Annotated in this window: 17 protein-coding genes and 1 tRNA gene; 5 read left to right on the top strand and 13 right to left on the bottom strand. The window is 68.3% G+C overall.

Translation table 11 applies throughout. The annotated features are described in order from the left end of the window. Positions 1-44 precede the first annotated feature (44 nt). The 3 genes from IF67_RS0118305 (at position 45) to IF67_RS0118300 (ending at position 1,518) form a co-directional block, all read left to right on the top strand. The gene (locus tag IF67_RS0118305) at positions 45-710 is read left to right on the top strand and encodes an HNH endonuclease signature motif containing protein (RefSeq protein WP_107050246.1); all 666 of its coding nucleotides are present in this window, start codon (positions 45-47) and stop codon (positions 708-710) included. Then, positions 707-1,384, top strand: a complete 678-nt coding sequence (locus IF67_RS41630) for an HNH endonuclease signature motif containing protein (protein ID WP_037839534.1) — start codon at positions 707-709, stop codon at positions 1,382-1,384. Before IF67_RS0118305 ends, IF67_RS41630 begins: the two co-directional genes overlap by 4 nt. Before the next feature lie 50 nt (positions 1,385-1,434). Then, positions 1,435-1,518, top strand: a tRNA-Leu gene (locus tag IF67_RS0118300). A gap of 58 nt (positions 1,519-1,576) precedes the next feature. On the opposite strand, the gene rdgB is transcribed toward IF67_RS0118300, so the two are convergent. The 5 genes from rdgB to IF67_RS0118275 form a co-directional block, all read right to left on the bottom strand. After that, positions 1,577-2,212: an RdgB/HAM1 family non-canonical purine NTP pyrophosphatase gene (gene rdgB, locus IF67_RS0118295; protein ID WP_030986918.1), complete on the bottom strand. Its 636-nt coding sequence runs from the start codon at positions 2,210-2,212 to the stop codon at positions 1,577-1,579. Between the two features lie 9 nt (positions 2,213-2,221). Continuing rightward, positions 2,222-2,629: a hypothetical protein gene (locus IF67_RS0118290; protein ID WP_030986917.1), complete on the bottom strand. Its 408-nt coding sequence runs from the start codon at positions 2,627-2,629 to the stop codon at positions 2,222-2,224. Between the two features lie 290 nt (positions 2,630-2,919). Further along, on the bottom strand, positions 2,920-3,063 hold the full coding sequence (locus IF67_RS43050; protein WP_107050244.1) for an SCO1431 family membrane protein: 144 nt from the start codon (positions 3,061-3,063) through the stop codon (positions 2,920-2,922). A gap of 119 nt (positions 3,064-3,182) precedes the next feature. Then, positions 3,183-3,914, bottom strand: a complete 732-nt coding sequence (gene rph / locus IF67_RS0118280; RefSeq protein WP_030986915.1) for a ribonuclease PH — start codon at positions 3,912-3,914, stop codon at positions 3,183-3,185. 98 nt (positions 3,915-4,012) lie between these two features. Beyond that, a complete protein-coding gene (locus IF67_RS0118275; protein WP_208683897.1) occupies positions 4,013-4,252 on the bottom strand; it encodes a glucose PTS transporter subunit EIIB in 240 nt (79 codons plus the stop codon). Between the two features lie 215 nt (positions 4,253-4,467). Between IF67_RS0118275 and IF67_RS0118270 the strand changes: the two genes are divergently transcribed. Both IF67_RS0118270 and IF67_RS0118265 read left to right on the top strand, forming a co-directional pair. Then, positions 4,468-5,781, top strand: a complete 1,314-nt coding sequence (locus tag IF67_RS0118270) for a PTS transporter subunit EIIC (RefSeq protein ID WP_030986912.1) — start codon at positions 4,468-4,470, stop codon at positions 5,779-5,781. Positions 5,782-6,045: 264 nt separating this feature from the next. Continuing rightward, a complete protein-coding gene (locus tag IF67_RS0118265) occupies positions 6,046-7,317 on the top strand; it encodes a PTS transporter subunit EIIC (RefSeq protein WP_030986911.1) in 1,272 nt (423 codons plus the stop codon). A gap of 76 nt (positions 7,318-7,393) precedes the next feature. Here IF67_RS0118265 and IF67_RS0118260 read toward each other — a convergent pair whose 3' ends face one another. The 8 genes from IF67_RS0118260 to clpS form a co-directional block, all read right to left on the bottom strand. Continuing rightward, on the bottom strand, positions 7,394-8,146 hold the full coding sequence (locus tag IF67_RS0118260) for an MBL fold metallo-hydrolase (protein ID WP_030986909.1): 753 nt from the start codon (positions 8,144-8,146) through the stop codon (positions 7,394-7,396). A 481-nt stretch (positions 8,147-8,627) separates the two neighbouring features. Beyond that, positions 8,628-9,578, bottom strand: a complete 951-nt coding sequence (locus IF67_RS0118255) for a PLP-dependent cysteine synthase family protein (protein WP_030986907.1) — start codon at positions 9,576-9,578, stop codon at positions 8,628-8,630. 1 nt (position 9,579) lies between these two features. Beyond that, positions 9,580-9,858, bottom strand: coding sequence for a MoaD/ThiS family protein (locus IF67_RS0118250; RefSeq protein WP_030077388.1), 279 nt, complete (start codon positions 9,856-9,858; stop codon positions 9,580-9,582). Positions 9,859-9,999: 141 nt separating this feature from the next. Next, the gene (locus IF67_RS41625) at positions 10,000-10,173 is read right to left on the bottom strand and encodes a putative leader peptide (protein WP_107426016.1); all 174 of its coding nucleotides are present in this window, start codon (positions 10,171-10,173) and stop codon (positions 10,000-10,002) included. 84 nt (positions 10,174-10,257) lie between these two features. Continuing rightward, positions 10,258-10,683: a Mov34/MPN/PAD-1 family protein gene (locus IF67_RS0118240; RefSeq protein ID WP_030986904.1), complete on the bottom strand. Its 426-nt coding sequence runs from the start codon at positions 10,681-10,683 to the stop codon at positions 10,258-10,260. Between the two features lie 106 nt (positions 10,684-10,789). Beyond that, entirely contained in the window at positions 10,790-12,256 is a 1,467-nt protein-coding gene (locus IF67_RS0118235) for an amino acid permease (RefSeq protein ID WP_037839532.1), read from the bottom strand. Between the two features lie 321 nt (positions 12,257-12,577). Further along, entirely contained in the window at positions 12,578-13,171 is a 594-nt protein-coding gene (locus IF67_RS0118230; RefSeq protein ID WP_030986900.1) for a DUF2017 domain-containing protein, read from the bottom strand. After that, entirely contained in the window at positions 13,168-13,521 is a 354-nt protein-coding gene (clpS, locus tag IF67_RS0118225; protein ID WP_107050243.1) for an ATP-dependent Clp protease adapter ClpS, read from the bottom strand. The genes IF67_RS0118230 and clpS overlap by 4 nt, the downstream gene beginning before the upstream one ends. Positions 13,522-13,572: the final 51 nt, after the last annotated feature.

Here is a 13,572-nt window from a genome sequence, read left to right as displayed (position 1 = left end):
GAGGGGCGCGCGGGGGTGGGCCTGGTGCGCGGGACGGGGGGATGGTGCCGGTCAGTCCGTATACCCGGGAACGGCTCGTGGAGGCGGCTTCGTCTTCGCGGACGCTCTCGGAGGCGCTAATCAAGCTCGGCGTGGATCCTAAGGGGGCGTCGCGGCCCTATCTCCGCGAACGGATGAGGTCAATGGGCGTCGACACCTCGCACTTCGCACGCGAGGGCGCGCGCTGGACCAAAGAGATCCTCGAAGAAGCGGTGGCGCGGTCCACGAACATGTATGAGGTCTTGGGACGGCTCGGACTCGACCCTGTCGGCGGCCATCACACCCACATCAGCCGACGTGTCCGGGCCTTCGGAATCGACATCTCGCACTTCTCTCCGCGGAGCAGGTCAGGCCCTTCGGCGCGCCGCCGGCGCACTCCCGGCGAAATCCTGAGGAAACAGGACGATGCCGTCGGCAGTCGTCGCATCCACAGCGACCGGCTCAAGCGCGCGCTGCTGGCCCTCGGCACGGCCGAACGCTGCGCTCTCTGCGGGACGGAACCGTGCTGGCGCGGCCATCCGCTCCCGCTCGAAGTGGACCATGTCGACGGCAACTGGCGGGACAATCGCCCGCAGAATTTGCGGTTGCTGTGCCCCAACTGCCACTCGGCGACCGACACCTACCGGGGCCGCAACAAGAAGCCCCGCACCACGGCGGGATCACAGCAGTGAGCGGCGGCGTCCGCTACACACACGAAGCCCTTCAAGCAGCGGCAGATGCCTGTACGGACATCGACGAAGTCGTCGCCTTCCTCGGCACCCGTCCCTACGGGCAAGTCCAGCGATACCTCTTCAAACGCTTCGCCCACTTCGGCATCGACGTCTCCCATCTACGCCGACGCAGCCCTCATCGGGCCTGCCCGCCTCCGCCCCACAGCGAATTGCGCCAGGCAGTCGCGGAGTCCACTTCCCTCGCCGGTGCGTTACGCAGGCTGGGTCGACCGGACAATGCGCGCACGCGCTCACAGTTCCGGCAGTGGCTGGCCGAAAGCGGCATCAGCACCGCGCACTTCCTGGGACAGGCTCATCGGCGCGGCAGACCCGGCCCCACCCCCGCCAAGTCTCCGGAGCAGATCCTCGTCAAGCACCGCGGCGCACGCCGGACGAGGAGCGTGCAGTTACGACGGGCGCTCCGACAGATCGGCATACCCGAGCGGTGTGCCGAGTGCGACACAGCCCCCGTGTGGCACGGCAAGCCCATGACCCTTGAGGTCGACCACATCAACGGCGACTGGAGCGACGACCGCGCGGAAAACCTCCGGCTCCTCTGCCCCAACTGCCATGCGATCACTACTACTTGGTGCCGCGGAGGCCGCCCTGTCCGGAACGGCCGCAAGGGCCGATAGCCCACACCCGCTTCCCTCGGCAGCCGGGCCGGTACGATGACTGATGGCTGGCGGCCGTGGCGGAATTGGCCTACGCGCAGCACTTAGGATGCTGTGGGAGAAATCCCTTGAGGGTTCGAGTCCCTCCGGCCGCACGCTGAATGGCCTGCGAATCGAAGGTTCGGTTCGCAGGCCATTTCCGTAGGACGAAACTCAGCCCAGCAACTCCCGCACCACCGGTGCCAGTGCCCGGAAGGCCTGGCCTCGGTGGCTGATCGCGTTCTTCTCGTCGGGGGTCAGTTCGGCGCAGGTGCGGGTGTCGCCGAGGGGCTGGAGGACGGGGTCGTAGCCGAAGCCGCCGGTGCCGGCGGGGGTGTGGCGGAGGGTGCCTTCGAGCCTGCCCTCGACGACGCGCTGGGTGCCGTCGGGGAGGGCGAGGGCCGCGGCGCAGGCGAAGTGGGCGGCGCGGTGTTCGTCGGCGATGTCGGCGAGCTGGGCGAGGAGCAGGGTGAGGTTGGCCTGGTCGTCGCCGTGCGTGCCGGCCCAGCGGGCGGAGAAGATCCCCGGGGCGCCGCCGAGGACGTCGACACAGAGGCCGGAGTCGTCGGCGACGGCGGGGTGGCCGGTGGCCTCGGCGAGGGCGTGGGCCTTGAGGAGCGCGTTCTCGGCGAAGGTGACGCCGGTTTCCTTGACATCCGGGATGTCGGGGTAGGCGTCGGCGCCGACGAGGTCGACGTCGAGGTCGGCGGCCTCCAGGATGGCCCGGAGTTCGATGACCTTGCCCGCATTACGGGTGGCGAGGATGAGGCGACGGGGGGCTGTGGAACGTCCACCGGTGTGAGGCTGCATGGGGAGTGATTATCCCGGTGTGCAGATCTTGGTCATTGCACTGGTCCCGTCGACGATCGGCTGAATGTCGGGGGCCTTGTTGTTGTCGAGGTCCTTGCGGGCGGCCTTGATGCCGTTGTTCGTCTTGTCGATGGCCTTGGACAGCTCCGGGTCGTGCGCGTCCTTGCTGAGCTTCTTCAGGTTGGTGTCGATGTTGTCGAGGGCCTGCTCGGCCTTCTGCGGATCGGTGAGGGAGTTGTCCGCGGCCTGCTGGAGCTTGTCGACGGCGTTGACGACGGAGGTGGCGGTCTTGGCGCAGTCCATGGCCTTCTCGACCGCTCCGCAGGCGGAGAGCAGCGGTATCGCGAGGGTGGCGGCAGCTAATGCGGCGAGTGCGGTGGTGGCGGGGCGACGGTGCCGGCGCGTACGCGGGGCCATGGTGCGGTTCCTTCCCTTGGGTCATGCTCGGGCAAAGGAAGAAACGCCGGGCGGGGGTGTTTTGGTTGCCCCGACGCCGCGACAAGGGGCGAGGACCGGACAACAGAGCCGGACGGCAGGGACGCTCAGCAGGAGCAGGGCGGCGGGGCCCGGCAGCTGGGGACCGGACAGCAGCAGGACCGGGCGCCGCGAATCACTCCCGCGGTCAGACAGGACCCGCGGTGAGGCAAGGCCCGCCGTCAGACAGGACCCGCGATCAGGCAAGGCCCGCCGTCAGACAGACCCAGCCGTCAGACGAGCCCGGTCTGGGTGAGCAGCATGGCGAGGACGACGACGAGGGTCCAGCCGAGGACGTGCTCGAGGAGTCGGGAGTCGTCCTGCGGCCCGCCGGTGCGGGCGCGGACGCGGGGCGCGGTCACAGCAGTCGTGGGCATGTCTCCACCATGCGACGGGCCGGGGAGGGTTTTCCAGAGATGGATGTCCCATGAGAAAAGGGTCACAGGGGGAGGTTTCCGGGGTTCTCCGGGTCCTCCCCCTGTGTCCCTGGGTGGCTTCAGAGCGTGCGGGCCAGCGCCGCCCGCTGGGCCTCGTCGAGCTCGGCGCAGCCGGCCACGGCGAGGTCGAGGAGGGAGTTGAGTTCCTCGCGGGCGAAGGGTTCGGCTTCGGCGGTGCCCTGGACCTCGACGAAGCGGCCGTCGCCGGTGCAGACGACGTTCATGTCGGTGTCGGCGCGGACGTCTTCCTCGTAGCAGAGGTCGAGGAGGGGGGCGCCGTCGACGATGCCGACGCTGACGGCGGAGACGGTGCCGGTGAGGGGCTTGCGGCCGTGCTTGATGAGTTTCTTGCCCTGGGCCCAGGTGATGGCGTCGGCGAGGGCGACATAGGCGCCGGTGATGGCGGCGGTGCGGGTGCCGCCGTCGGCCTGGAGGACGTCGCAGTCCAGGACGATGGTGTTTTCGCCGAGGGCCTTGTAGTCGATGACGGCGCGCAGGGAGCGGCCGATGAGGCGGCTGATTTCGTGGGTGCGGCCGCCGATCTTGCCGCGTACGGATTCGCGGTCGCCGCGGGTGTTGGTGGAGCGGGGCAGCATCGAGTATTCGGCGGTGACCCAGCCTTCGCCGGTGCCCTTGCGCCAGCGCGGTACGCCCTCGGTGACGGTTGCGGTGCAGAAGACTTTGGTGTCGCCGAAGGAGATGAGGACGGAGCCTTCGGCGTGCTTGCTCCAGCCGCGTTCGATGGTGACCGGGCGGAGTTGTTCGGCGGTGCGGCCGTCGATGCGAGACATGGCGTAGACCCTATCGGGAACGACGAGGGCCCCACTCCGGGGCGGTGGATCGTCCGGGGCGGGGCCTTCGGGAGCGGCCGGGAGGCCGGCTCGTCAGCTCACATCATGTCTTCGATCTCGGCGGCGATGGGGTCCGCGTCGGTGCCGATGACAACCTGGATCGCGGTGCCCATCTTGACGACGCCGTGGGCGCCGGCGGCCTTGAGGGCGGCCTCGTCGACGAGGGAGGAGTCGACGACCTCGGTGCGGAGGCGGGTGATGCAGCCCTCGACCTCTTCGATGTTGTCGAGTCCGCCGAGCCCGGCGACGATCTTCTCAGCCTTGCTGGCCATGTCCACTCCTGCTTGTCTCGGCCGCCGGCGGTCCCGCCGTGCGGTTTTCACACCGTAACGCACGTTCAGCCCAACTATGTGGGCGTTTGTCCGCTGTCTGACGAAGGATGGCGATCATCGGAGTGCGCACCGGAACGGCGTGCACCACGAGTGGTCTACACCACCAGTATGCGGCAAGCACGAGGTCGGTTGCCGACGGGCCGACTGCCGGGAGGACACCGATGAGTTCGAACGCAGCGGCGGCGACACCGTGGAAGGGCTGGGCGTCGAATCTCTTCCAGGGCTTGCAGAAGATGGGGCGCAGTCTCCAGCTGCCGATTGCCGTACTGCCCGCTGCGGGGATTCTCAACCGTCTTGGCCAGCCGGATGTGTTCGGCGCGGACGGGCTGGGCTGGGACGCCGTCGGCAAGGTCTTCGCGGCCGCGGGCGGTGCGCTGCTGGATTCGGGGCTCGGGCTGCCGCTGCTGTTCTGCATCGGTGTGTCGATCGGTATGGCCAAGAAGGCGGACGGGTCGACGGCGCTGGCCGGGGTGACCGGATTCCTCGTCTACTTCTCGGTGCTGCACGCGTTCCCGTCCGGCTGCGCCTCGGGCCAGACGTACACGCAGGCGGGCCTGTGGAGCGGGGTGTGCGTGGACAAGACGCAGACGGTGACGCCGGCTGCCTTCCAGAACCCGGGGGTGTTCGGCGGCATCGTCATGGGGTTCCTGACGGCCTGGCTCTGGCAGCGCTTTCACCGGGTGAAGCTGGTGGACTGGCTGGGGTTCTTCAACGGCCGCCGGCTGGTCCCGATCATCATGGCCTTCGTGGGCCTGGTGTTCGCGGTGCTGTGCCTGTTCGTCTGGCAGCCGGTCGGTGACGGGCTGACGAGCTTCAGCGAGTGGCTGTCAGGGCTGGGCGCGGGGGGTTCAGGAATCTTCGGTGTCGCCAACCGTGCGCTGCTGGTGATCGGCCTGCATCAGTTCCTGAACACCTTCGTCTGGTTCCAGTTCGGCAGTTTCACCAAACCGGACGGCACGGTCGTCCACGGTGACATCAACCGGTTCCTGGCGGGCGACCCGGATGCGGGGCAGTTCACCACCGGCTTCTTCCCGATCATGATGTTCGCGCTGCCGGCCGCGGCGCTGGCGATCGCGCACTGCGCCAAGCCGCACCGCCGCAAGGAGATCGCGGGCATGATGCTGTCGGTCGGTCTGACGTCGTTCGTGACGGGTGTGACCGAGCCGATCGAGTATTCGTTCATGTTCGTGGCGCCGGCGCTGTACGCGATCCATGCCGTGCTGACGGGTGTGTCGATGGCGGTGAGCTGGGCGCTGGGGGTGCACGACAGCTTCAGCTTCTCGGCGGGTCTGATCGACTACGTCATCAACTGGGGGCTGGCGACCAAGCCCTGGCTGATCATTCCCATCGGTTTGTGTTTCGCGGTGGTCTACTACGCCCTCTTCCGTTTCGTCATCACGAAATTCAAGCTGGCGACGCCCGGCCGCGAGCCGGATGAAGTGGGGGACGCGATGGAGCGGGAGAACGTGAAGTAGGACGGCGCGCACTCCGCGGGAATCCCCCGCCGGGGCAGCCGTACCGGCCCCCACCTCAGCCTTTGTTGGCGCATCCGCCGGCCCCTGGGTCCCGTGACCCAGGGGCCGGTCTCCATGTGGTCCACACCACTTGGAAGAATGGATTCCTTTATGTCGGCTCTACGTGCTAAGAATGGTCTAAACCACCAGTGGTGTAGACCAAGGTGTAGACCAACGAGCGGGCCGTCCCCCCTTGCGAGTGCCCGCCTCACCAGGAGGAATCCGATGAGTTCGGCCACCGCCACGGCGGCCCCCGAGAAGAAGGGCCGCGGCTCCGGCGCCATGGCAGTGGCCCAGCGCATCGGCCGCAGCCTCATGCTGCCGATCGCCACGCTGCCCGCCGCCGCGCTGATGGTCCGCCTGGGCCAGCCGGACATGCTCGGCCGGGAGTCGTTCCCCGCCTTCCTGAACAAGATCGCCGAGTTCATGGCGGCGGGCGGCGGCGCGCTCCTGGACAACATGCCGCTGCTGTTCGCGGTCGGTATCGCCATCGGCTTCGCCAAGAAGGCGGACGGCTCCACCGCGCTGGCCGCCGTCGTCGGCTACCTGGTCTTCAGCAAGGTGCTGGGCACCTTCGGCGACGCCAGTCTGCCGAAGATCCAGAAGGTCGTCGACGGAAAGATAGCCGACGTCGCACCCCCGGTGGACGCGGGCGTGCTCGGCGGTGTGGTGATGGGCATCGTGGTCGCCCTGCTCTACCAGCGCTACAGCCGCAAGAAGCTCCCGGACTGGCTGGGCTTCTTCAGCGGCCGGCGCCTCGTACCGATCCTGGCCTCGTTCGCCGGCCTGGTGATCGGCATCGTCTTCGGCTACATCTGGCCGGTCCTGGGCACGGCCCTGCACGACTTCGGCCAGTGGCTGGTCGGCTCCGGCGCCGTCGGCGCGGGCATCTTCGGTGTCGCCAACCGCGCGCTGATCCCGGTCGGCATGCACCACCTGCTGAACTCCTTCCCGTGGTTCCAGGCCGGTGACTTCGACGGCAAGCACGGTGACATCGCCCGCTTCCTCGCCGGCGACCCGCACGCCGGCCAGTTCATGACCGGCTTCTTCCCGATCATGATGTTCGCGCTCCCGGCCGCCTGCCTGGCGATCGTGCACTGCGCCCGCCCCGAGCGCCGCAAGGTCGTCGGCGGCATGATGCTCTCGCTCGCGCTGACCGCCTTCGTCACCGGCGTCACCGAGCCGATCGAGTTCACGTTCATGTTCATCGCCCCGGTGCTGTACGCGATCCACGCGGTGCTGACCGGCGTCTCGATGGCGCTGACCTGGGCCCTGGGCATGAAGGACGGCTTCGGCTTCTCGGCCGGCGCCATCGACTACGTGCTGAACCTGGGCATCGCCACCAAGCCGTGGCTGCTGGCGCTGGTGGGGCTCTGCTTCGCCGCGCTGTACTACGTGGTCTTCCGGTTCGCCATCACGAAGTTCAACCTCCCCACACCGGGCCGCGAGTCCGACGAGGAGATCGCCGAGCTGGACAAGGCGCAGTTCAAGGCCTGAGCCACCCGTACGGCACAGCGAAGGGCCCCGGAGCCGAGAGACTCCGGGGCCCTTCGCCGTTCCACGGGACGCCCGCTCAGATCTCGTAGACCGCGCCCGCCTTGGCCACCTCGACCGGCCGGTCATAGACCTTCTGGGCGTCACGGACGCTGATGCCCGGGTCGGTCCACGGCGGGATGTGGGTCAGCACCAGCCGCCCCGCACCGGCCCGCTGGGCGATCTCGCCGGCCTCCCGGCCGTTGAGGTGCAGGTCCGGGATGTCTTCCTTGCCGTAGGTGAAGGACGCCTCGCACAGGAAGAAGTCGGCACCCGCGGCGAGGCTCTCCAGCGCGTCGCAGGGGCCGGTGTCCCCGGAGTACGTCAGGGACCGGCCGCCGTGTTCGATGCGGAAGGCGAAGGACTCCACCGGGTGGCTGACCCGCTCCGTGCGGATCGTGAACGGCCCGATGGTGAAGGTGCCCGGCGTCAGGGTGCGGAACTCGAAGACCTCGCTCATCGCGCCGTCGTACGGCAGATCGGCGTGCGCGACGGTCAGCCGGCGCTCGGTGCCGGCCGGCCCGTAGACCGGCATCGGCGCGCAACGGCCGCCGTCCGGGCGGTAATAGCGCACCACGAAATAGCCGCACAGGTCGATGCAGTGATCGGCATGCAGATGCGACAGGAGTACGGCGTCCAGGTCATAGAGGCCGATGTGGCGCTGGAGCTCGCCCAGGGCGCCGTTGCCCATGTCGAGGAGCAGCCTGAAGCCGTCGGCCTCCAGGAGGTAGCTCGAACAGGGCGATTCCATGGAAGGGAACGACCCCGAGCATCCGACGACGGTGAGCTTCATAGCGGGCGTGAACCTCCGTGGGCGGGGGCGGCGGTATAGGGGTCTCCCCTGCTGGAATCCCGTCGAGAGCTCGGGGAAGGGTCCATGCGGGGTTTCCCGGCGGGGCCTTGCCGGGTGGTGCCGGGTCCTGGGCGGTCGGTGCGGTGCCCACGAGCGTAAGGCGCAAAAGGTCCTGTGGCTCCTCCAGCGGGGCGAGCTGTGGGCGGAATCACCAGTCTGGGCTGTCGCCCCGTACGCCCGTACGTAGTCACCGGTGCCGCCGGGCTTCCGCCGGGCCCTCGTCAGGAGAGCTGACCGTCACGGCCGCAAGGCGGTGCGGGGGTGCCCCGGCGTTCGCGGGTGCACCCCCGGAAAGAGTCCCGCCGCCGTGGTAGGGAACCACGACGGCGAGGGCCCGGCGGTACACGTGCCGGGCGCGGCGGGCAGGTACGGCCGGTCCGTCGGCCGGCGGCCGGGGGGTGTCTCCCCGGGGAGACACCCCCTACGCCCAGAGCTGGCCGTGCAGCGTGGCGATCGCCGCCTCCGTGGACTCGGCGGTGTACACGCCGGTGGAGAGGTACTTCCAGCCGCCGTCGGCGACGACGAAGACGATGTCGGCGCTCTCGCCCGCCTTGACGGCCTTCTTGCCGACGCCGATCGCGGCGTGCAGCGCCGCGCCGGTGGAGATGCCCGCGAAGATGCCTTCCTCGGCGAGGAGTTCACGGGTGCGGCGGACCGCGTCCTGTGAGCCGACCGAGAAGCGGGTGGTGAGCACGGACTCGTCGTAGAGCTCGGGGATGAAGCCCTCGTCGAGGTTGCGCAGACCGTAGACGACATCGTCGTAGCGCGGCTCGGCGGCGACGATCTGGACGCCGGGGACCTGCTCGCGCAGATAGCGGCCGACGCCCATGAGCGTGCCGGTGGTGCCCAGACCGGCCACGAAATGGGTCACGGAGGGGAGGTCGGCGAGGATCTCGGGGCCGGTGGTGGCGTAGTGCGCACCGGCGTTGTCGGGGTTCCCGTACTGGTAGAGCATCACCCAGTCGGGGTGCTCGGCGGACAGCTCCTTGGCCACCCGGACGGCCGTGTTGGAGCCGCCCGCGGCGGGCGAGGAGATGATCTCGGCGCCCCACATCGTGAGCAGCTCACGCCGCTCGGACGAGGTGTTCTCCGGCATGACGCACACGATGCGGTAGCCCTTGAGCTTGGCCGCCATGGCGAGCGAGATGCCGGTGTTGCCGCTGGTCGGTTCGAGGATGGTGCAGCCGGGGGTGAGCCGGCCGTCCTTCTCGGCCTGTTCGATCATGTGCAGCGCGGGACGGTCCTTCACCGAACCCGTGGGGTTGCGGTCCTCCAGCTTCGCCCAGATGCGGACGTCGTCGGAGGGTGACAGGCGCGGGAGGCGGACGAGAGGGGTGTTCCCGACCGCCGCCAGCGGGGAGTCGTACCGCACGTCACACCATTCCGCCGGCCACTGCCGGGAGGATCGTCACGTTGTCGCCGTCGGCGAGCTTGGTGGAGATGCCTTCCAGGAAGCGGACGTCCTCGTCGTTGAGATAGACGTTCACGAAGCGGCGCAGCTGCTCGCCGTCGACAATGCGCTCGCGGATGCCGGTGTGCCGGCTGTCCAGGTCGGTGAAGAGGTCGGCGAGGGTCTCTCCGCTGCCCTCGACGGCCTTCTGACCGTCGGTGTAGGTGCGCAGGATGGTGGGGATTCGGACCTCGATGGCCATGAGAGTGCTCCTGTCGGAGTGCGGTGGCGGGGGCTGTGCGTCCCGTGTGCACGGCGCTACGGCGTGCCGGGAGGGCGTCGGGTGACGCCGGAAGTACGGGGCTGGGGCGGCGCGCGCGCCGCGCGGCCGGTACGGGCCCGGTCAGGCGGCGGCGCAGCGCGGACAGATGGCGCTGGAAAGGCGGCACAGATCCACGTGCAGCCGTGCGGCTCCGCAGCCGAACGCGCCCAGCAGTGCGGATGCCGAGCGACGCGTGGCGAGCGGAGCGAGCAGCAGCATGCCCGGCCTCTTCTCGCTCACGTCGTGGTCAACCATGCGGTCATCGTATCGATTCCCGGTCCGGGTATTGGAACCTCGTCCCATGATGCGGACGATTGGTGTACACCAGGTGGGACGACCTCAGGAGTAGGCCGCCACGACCTCGACCTCTTCCTCGGTGACCTCGCCGTCCACGATCCGGTACGAGCGGAACTGGAAGGGCCCGGCGTCGTCGGTGTCGGCGGTGGAGACCAGGACATAGTGGGCGCCGGGCTCGTTCGCGTAGGAGATGTCGGTACGCGAGGGGTAGGCCTCGGTGGCGGTGTGCGAGTGATAGATGATCACCGGCTCCTCGTCCCGGTCGTCCATCTCGCGGTAGAGCTTGAGCAGGTCGGCGGAGTCGAATTCGTAGAACGTGGGCGAACGGGCGGCGTTCAGCATCGGGATGAACCGCTCGGGGCGGTCACTGCCCGCCGGGCCTGCGACCACGCCGCAGGCCTCGTCGGGGTGGTCCTGGCGGGAGTGCTCGACGATCTGGTCGAAGAGCGCCTTGGTGAGGGTCAGCATGGCGCCAAGAATAGACAGCGGGCCCGCGCGTACCGAAGAGTGGTACGCACGGGCCCGCATGCTGGACGGCCAGGGAGATTCGCCCTCTTCCGTCCCCGTTACTGCCTCAGCTCTTGGTGCCCTTGGTGGGGGCGTCCTTCGGTGCCGCGCCGGCCGTCAGGCCGTTCGCCGCGTCCCGCCGCTTGATGCAGAGGTAGCCCACGCCCAGGATGAGCGCCCACACGGGAGCCGCGTAGAGCGAGATCCTGGCGTCCGGGTCGACACCCATCATCACGATCACCATGGCGATGAAGGCCAGCGCGAAGATCGAGGTGTAGGGGCTGCCGGGCGCCTTGAACTCGGACTGCGGCAGCTCGCCGCGGTTCGCCTTGGCGCGGTAGCGCAGCTGCGAGGCCAGGATGACGATCCACGCCCACATACCGGAGATGGTGGCGAAGGAGACGACGTAGTTGAACGCCTCACCGGGCCACTGGTAGTTGATGTAGACGCCGAACAGCATCATCGCGACCGAGACGCCGGTGCCCCAGGTGGGCAGGCCGTTCTTGCTCAGCTTGGTGAAGAACTTCGGGCCCTGGCCGTTGAGCGCGAGGTCGCGCAGCATCCGGCCGGTGGAGTACATGCCGGAGTTCGCCGAGGAGAGTGCGGCGGTCAGCACCACGAAGTTGACGATGCCGGCACCGGCCGGCAGGCCGATCTGCTGGAAGGCGGCGACGAAGGGGCTGACGCCCGGCTCGAAGACCGTCCAGCTGACGACGGACAGGATGATGATCAGCGCACCGATGTAGAAGAGGCCGATCCGCCACGGCACGGTGTTGATCGCCTTGGGCAGGACCTTCTTCGGGTTGGTCGCCTCGCCCGCGGTCACACCGACGAGCTCGACGGCGAGGAAGGCGAACATCACGATCTGCAGCGTCATCAGCGTGCCGCCGATGCCCTTGGGGAAGAAGCCGCCGTGGGACCACAGGTTGGTGAAGGAGGCGGTGTCACCGGCGTCGGAGAAGCCGAGGGTGATGACGCCGAGGCCGATCAGGATCATGCCGATGATCGCAGTGACCTTGACCATCGAGAACCAGAATTCCAGCTCACCGAAGATCTTCACGGAGATCAGGTTGATACCGAAGAGCGCGCACGTGAAGACGAGCGCCGCAGCCCATTGCGGTATGTCCTTGTTCCAGTACTGCACATAGGTGGCCGCGGCGGTCACTTCCGTGATGCCGGTGACGACCCAGAAGAGCCAGTACGTCCAGCCGGTCACGAAGCCGATGAACGGGCCGAGGAACTCGCGGCCGTACTCCGAGAAGGATCCGGAGACAGGGCGGTACATGAGCAGCTCGCCCAGGGCCCGCATGATGAAGAAGATGACCAGACCGACGATGGCGTAGGCGAGGATGATGCTCGGCCCGGCCATGGAGATCGCCTTGCCGGCTCCGAGGAAGAGGCCGGTACCGATGGCGCCGCCAATGGCGATCATCTGGATCTGACGGTTTCCCAGACCCCGCTGGTAGCCCTCTTCGGGGGCCTCGCCAGGTGCCTCATTGCCGTCGTGTTGCTTGTCGACCTGCATAGAGGTCATGTGTGGTGCGCCTTTCTCCATACCGACCCGGTCTGTCCGGATCGGGTCCCGATCCCCCCGGATGGAGTTCCTGCACGCCGACGGTCGGCCGGCACAGCGCTCCCGCGGCGACAGGGGTGGCGTCGCTCACGGCAGGTCGTGAACATGTATCACGGCGATTCGCGGACCGCCTAGGGATGGCGTGAATCAAACCATGAGAGAAAGGGGACAAGGGCGCTTAAGTGCCGCAATTCACATGGGGGTAGTGATGCGATCGTTATCCGGATTTGATCATCCGCTGAGCGAACGATGCGCCAACGGAGGGGGTAGTACGTCCGGATTTCAGCCCATCAAGGACTCGACGAGAGTCTCCTGGAGCCCGCCGAGCCAGAGGTAAGCCATCACCATCGGCTTGCGCGGGTCGCTGTCCGGCAGCCGCAGCAGCTCGCCGCCGTCCTCTTCATCGGTCACTTCAAGCCGTGTTCCGATGGCCAGCCGGAGGTCATTGAGAGCACCCAGCCACTGCCGGCACTCACCCGGGTCGAGGCGGAGCGTCGCGCGGTCACCGGCGGGCGCCAGCGTGTCCAGCGCGCGGATCAGCGCCAGGGCGTCCTCGCGCTTGCGGGAGCGCAGATCGTTCTCGGTGTACCGGCGGAACTCGGCGGAGGCGGCTTGCACATCGTCGTCGGGGACGAGGTCGGGCCCGCCGTAGGCGTCGGGGAAGAGCCGGGCCAGGACCGGGTCGGCGGGCGGTTCGCTGGGGCCGTCGTTGAAGATCGACGCCAGCAGGTCGTCGCTCTCGCTCTCCCCGGCCTCCTCGCCCGGACCGAGCAGCTCCATCAGCTGGACGGCGAGGCTGCGCAGGATGGAGATCTCGATCTCGTCGAGGGGTACGGCGGCGCCGCCGCCGGGCTGCGGCTCGAAGTGCCCGGTCATTTGCGGTCCTGCTGGAGGGTCGCCCACAGGCCGTAGCCGTGCATGGCCTGCACGTCGCGTTCCATTTCCTCGCGGCTGCCGCTGGAGACCACCGCGCGTCCCTTGTGATGGACGTCGAGCATCAACTGGTGCGCCTTGTCCTTGGAGTAGCCGAAGTACGACTGGAAGACGTACGAGACATAGCTCATGAGGTTGACCGGGTCGTTGTGGACGATCGTGACCCACGGGACATCGGGTTCGGGGACCTCGAAGGGAGCCTCGCTCGACTCGGGACGCTCGGTCTCGACCGGGACACTGAGGGTGCAGCGATGCGGCCGGAGCGTAATTGTGGGTGACGGGTGGGCGCTCACAGGCCCCATGCTGCCACCCGGGGGCGGGCGACGCACAAATGCCCCTCGCGC

Source organism: Streptomyces sp. NRRL S-1813, from assembly GCF_000719605.1.
Classification (GTDB): Bacteria; Actinomycetota; Actinomycetes; order Streptomycetales; family Streptomycetaceae; genus Streptomyces; species Streptomyces decoyicus.
Note: the sequence above shows the minus strand (reverse complement) of the source record. Positions and strands in the feature narration are given on the sequence as shown.

What these genes read in the sequence shown, in the direction of transcription:
- rdgB (WP_030986918.1), bottom strand. Translation starts at nt 2,212, where the DNA reads ATGCAGCCTCACACCGGTGGACGTTCCACAGCCCCCCGTCGCCTCATC.
- IF67_RS0118290 (WP_030986917.1), bottom strand. Translation starts at nt 2,629, where the DNA reads ATGGCCCCGCGTACGCGCCGGCACCGTCGCCCCGCCACCACCGCACTC.
- IF67_RS43050 (WP_107050244.1), bottom strand. Translation starts at nt 3,063, where the DNA reads ATGCCCACGACTGCTGTGACCGCGCCCCGCGTCCGCGCCCGCACCGGC.
- rph (WP_030986915.1), bottom strand. Translation starts at nt 3,914, where the DNA reads ATGTCTCGCATCGACGGCCGCACCGCCGAACAACTCCGCCCGGTCACC.
- IF67_RS0118270 (WP_030986912.1), top strand. Translation starts at nt 4,468, where the DNA reads ATGAGTTCGAACGCAGCGGCGGCGACACCGTGGAAGGGCTGGGCGTCG.
- IF67_RS0118265 (WP_030986911.1), top strand. Translation starts at nt 6,046, where the DNA reads ATGAGTTCGGCCACCGCCACGGCGGCCCCCGAGAAGAAGGGCCGCGGC.
- IF67_RS0118260 (WP_030986909.1), bottom strand. Translation starts at nt 8,146, where the DNA reads ATGAAGCTCACCGTCGTCGGATGCTCGGGGTCGTTCCCTTCCATGGAA.
- IF67_RS0118250 (WP_030077388.1), bottom strand. Translation starts at nt 9,858, where the DNA reads ATGGCCATCGAGGTCCGAATCCCCACCATCCTGCGCACCTACACCGAC.
- IF67_RS41625 (WP_107426016.1), bottom strand. Translation starts at nt 10,173, where the DNA reads ATGGTTGACCACGACGTGAGCGAGAAGAGGCCGGGCATGCTGCTGCTC.
- IF67_RS0118240 (WP_030986904.1), bottom strand. Translation starts at nt 10,683, where the DNA reads ATGCTGACCCTCACCAAGGCGCTCTTCGACCAGATCGTCGAGCACTCC.
- IF67_RS0118235 (WP_037839532.1), bottom strand. Translation starts at nt 12,256, where the DNA reads ATGACCTCTATGCAGGTCGACAAGCAACACGACGGCAATGAGGCACCT.
- IF67_RS0118230 (WP_030986900.1), bottom strand. Translation starts at nt 13,171, where the DNA reads ATGACCGGGCACTTCGAGCCGCAGCCCGGCGGCGGCGCCGCCGTACCC.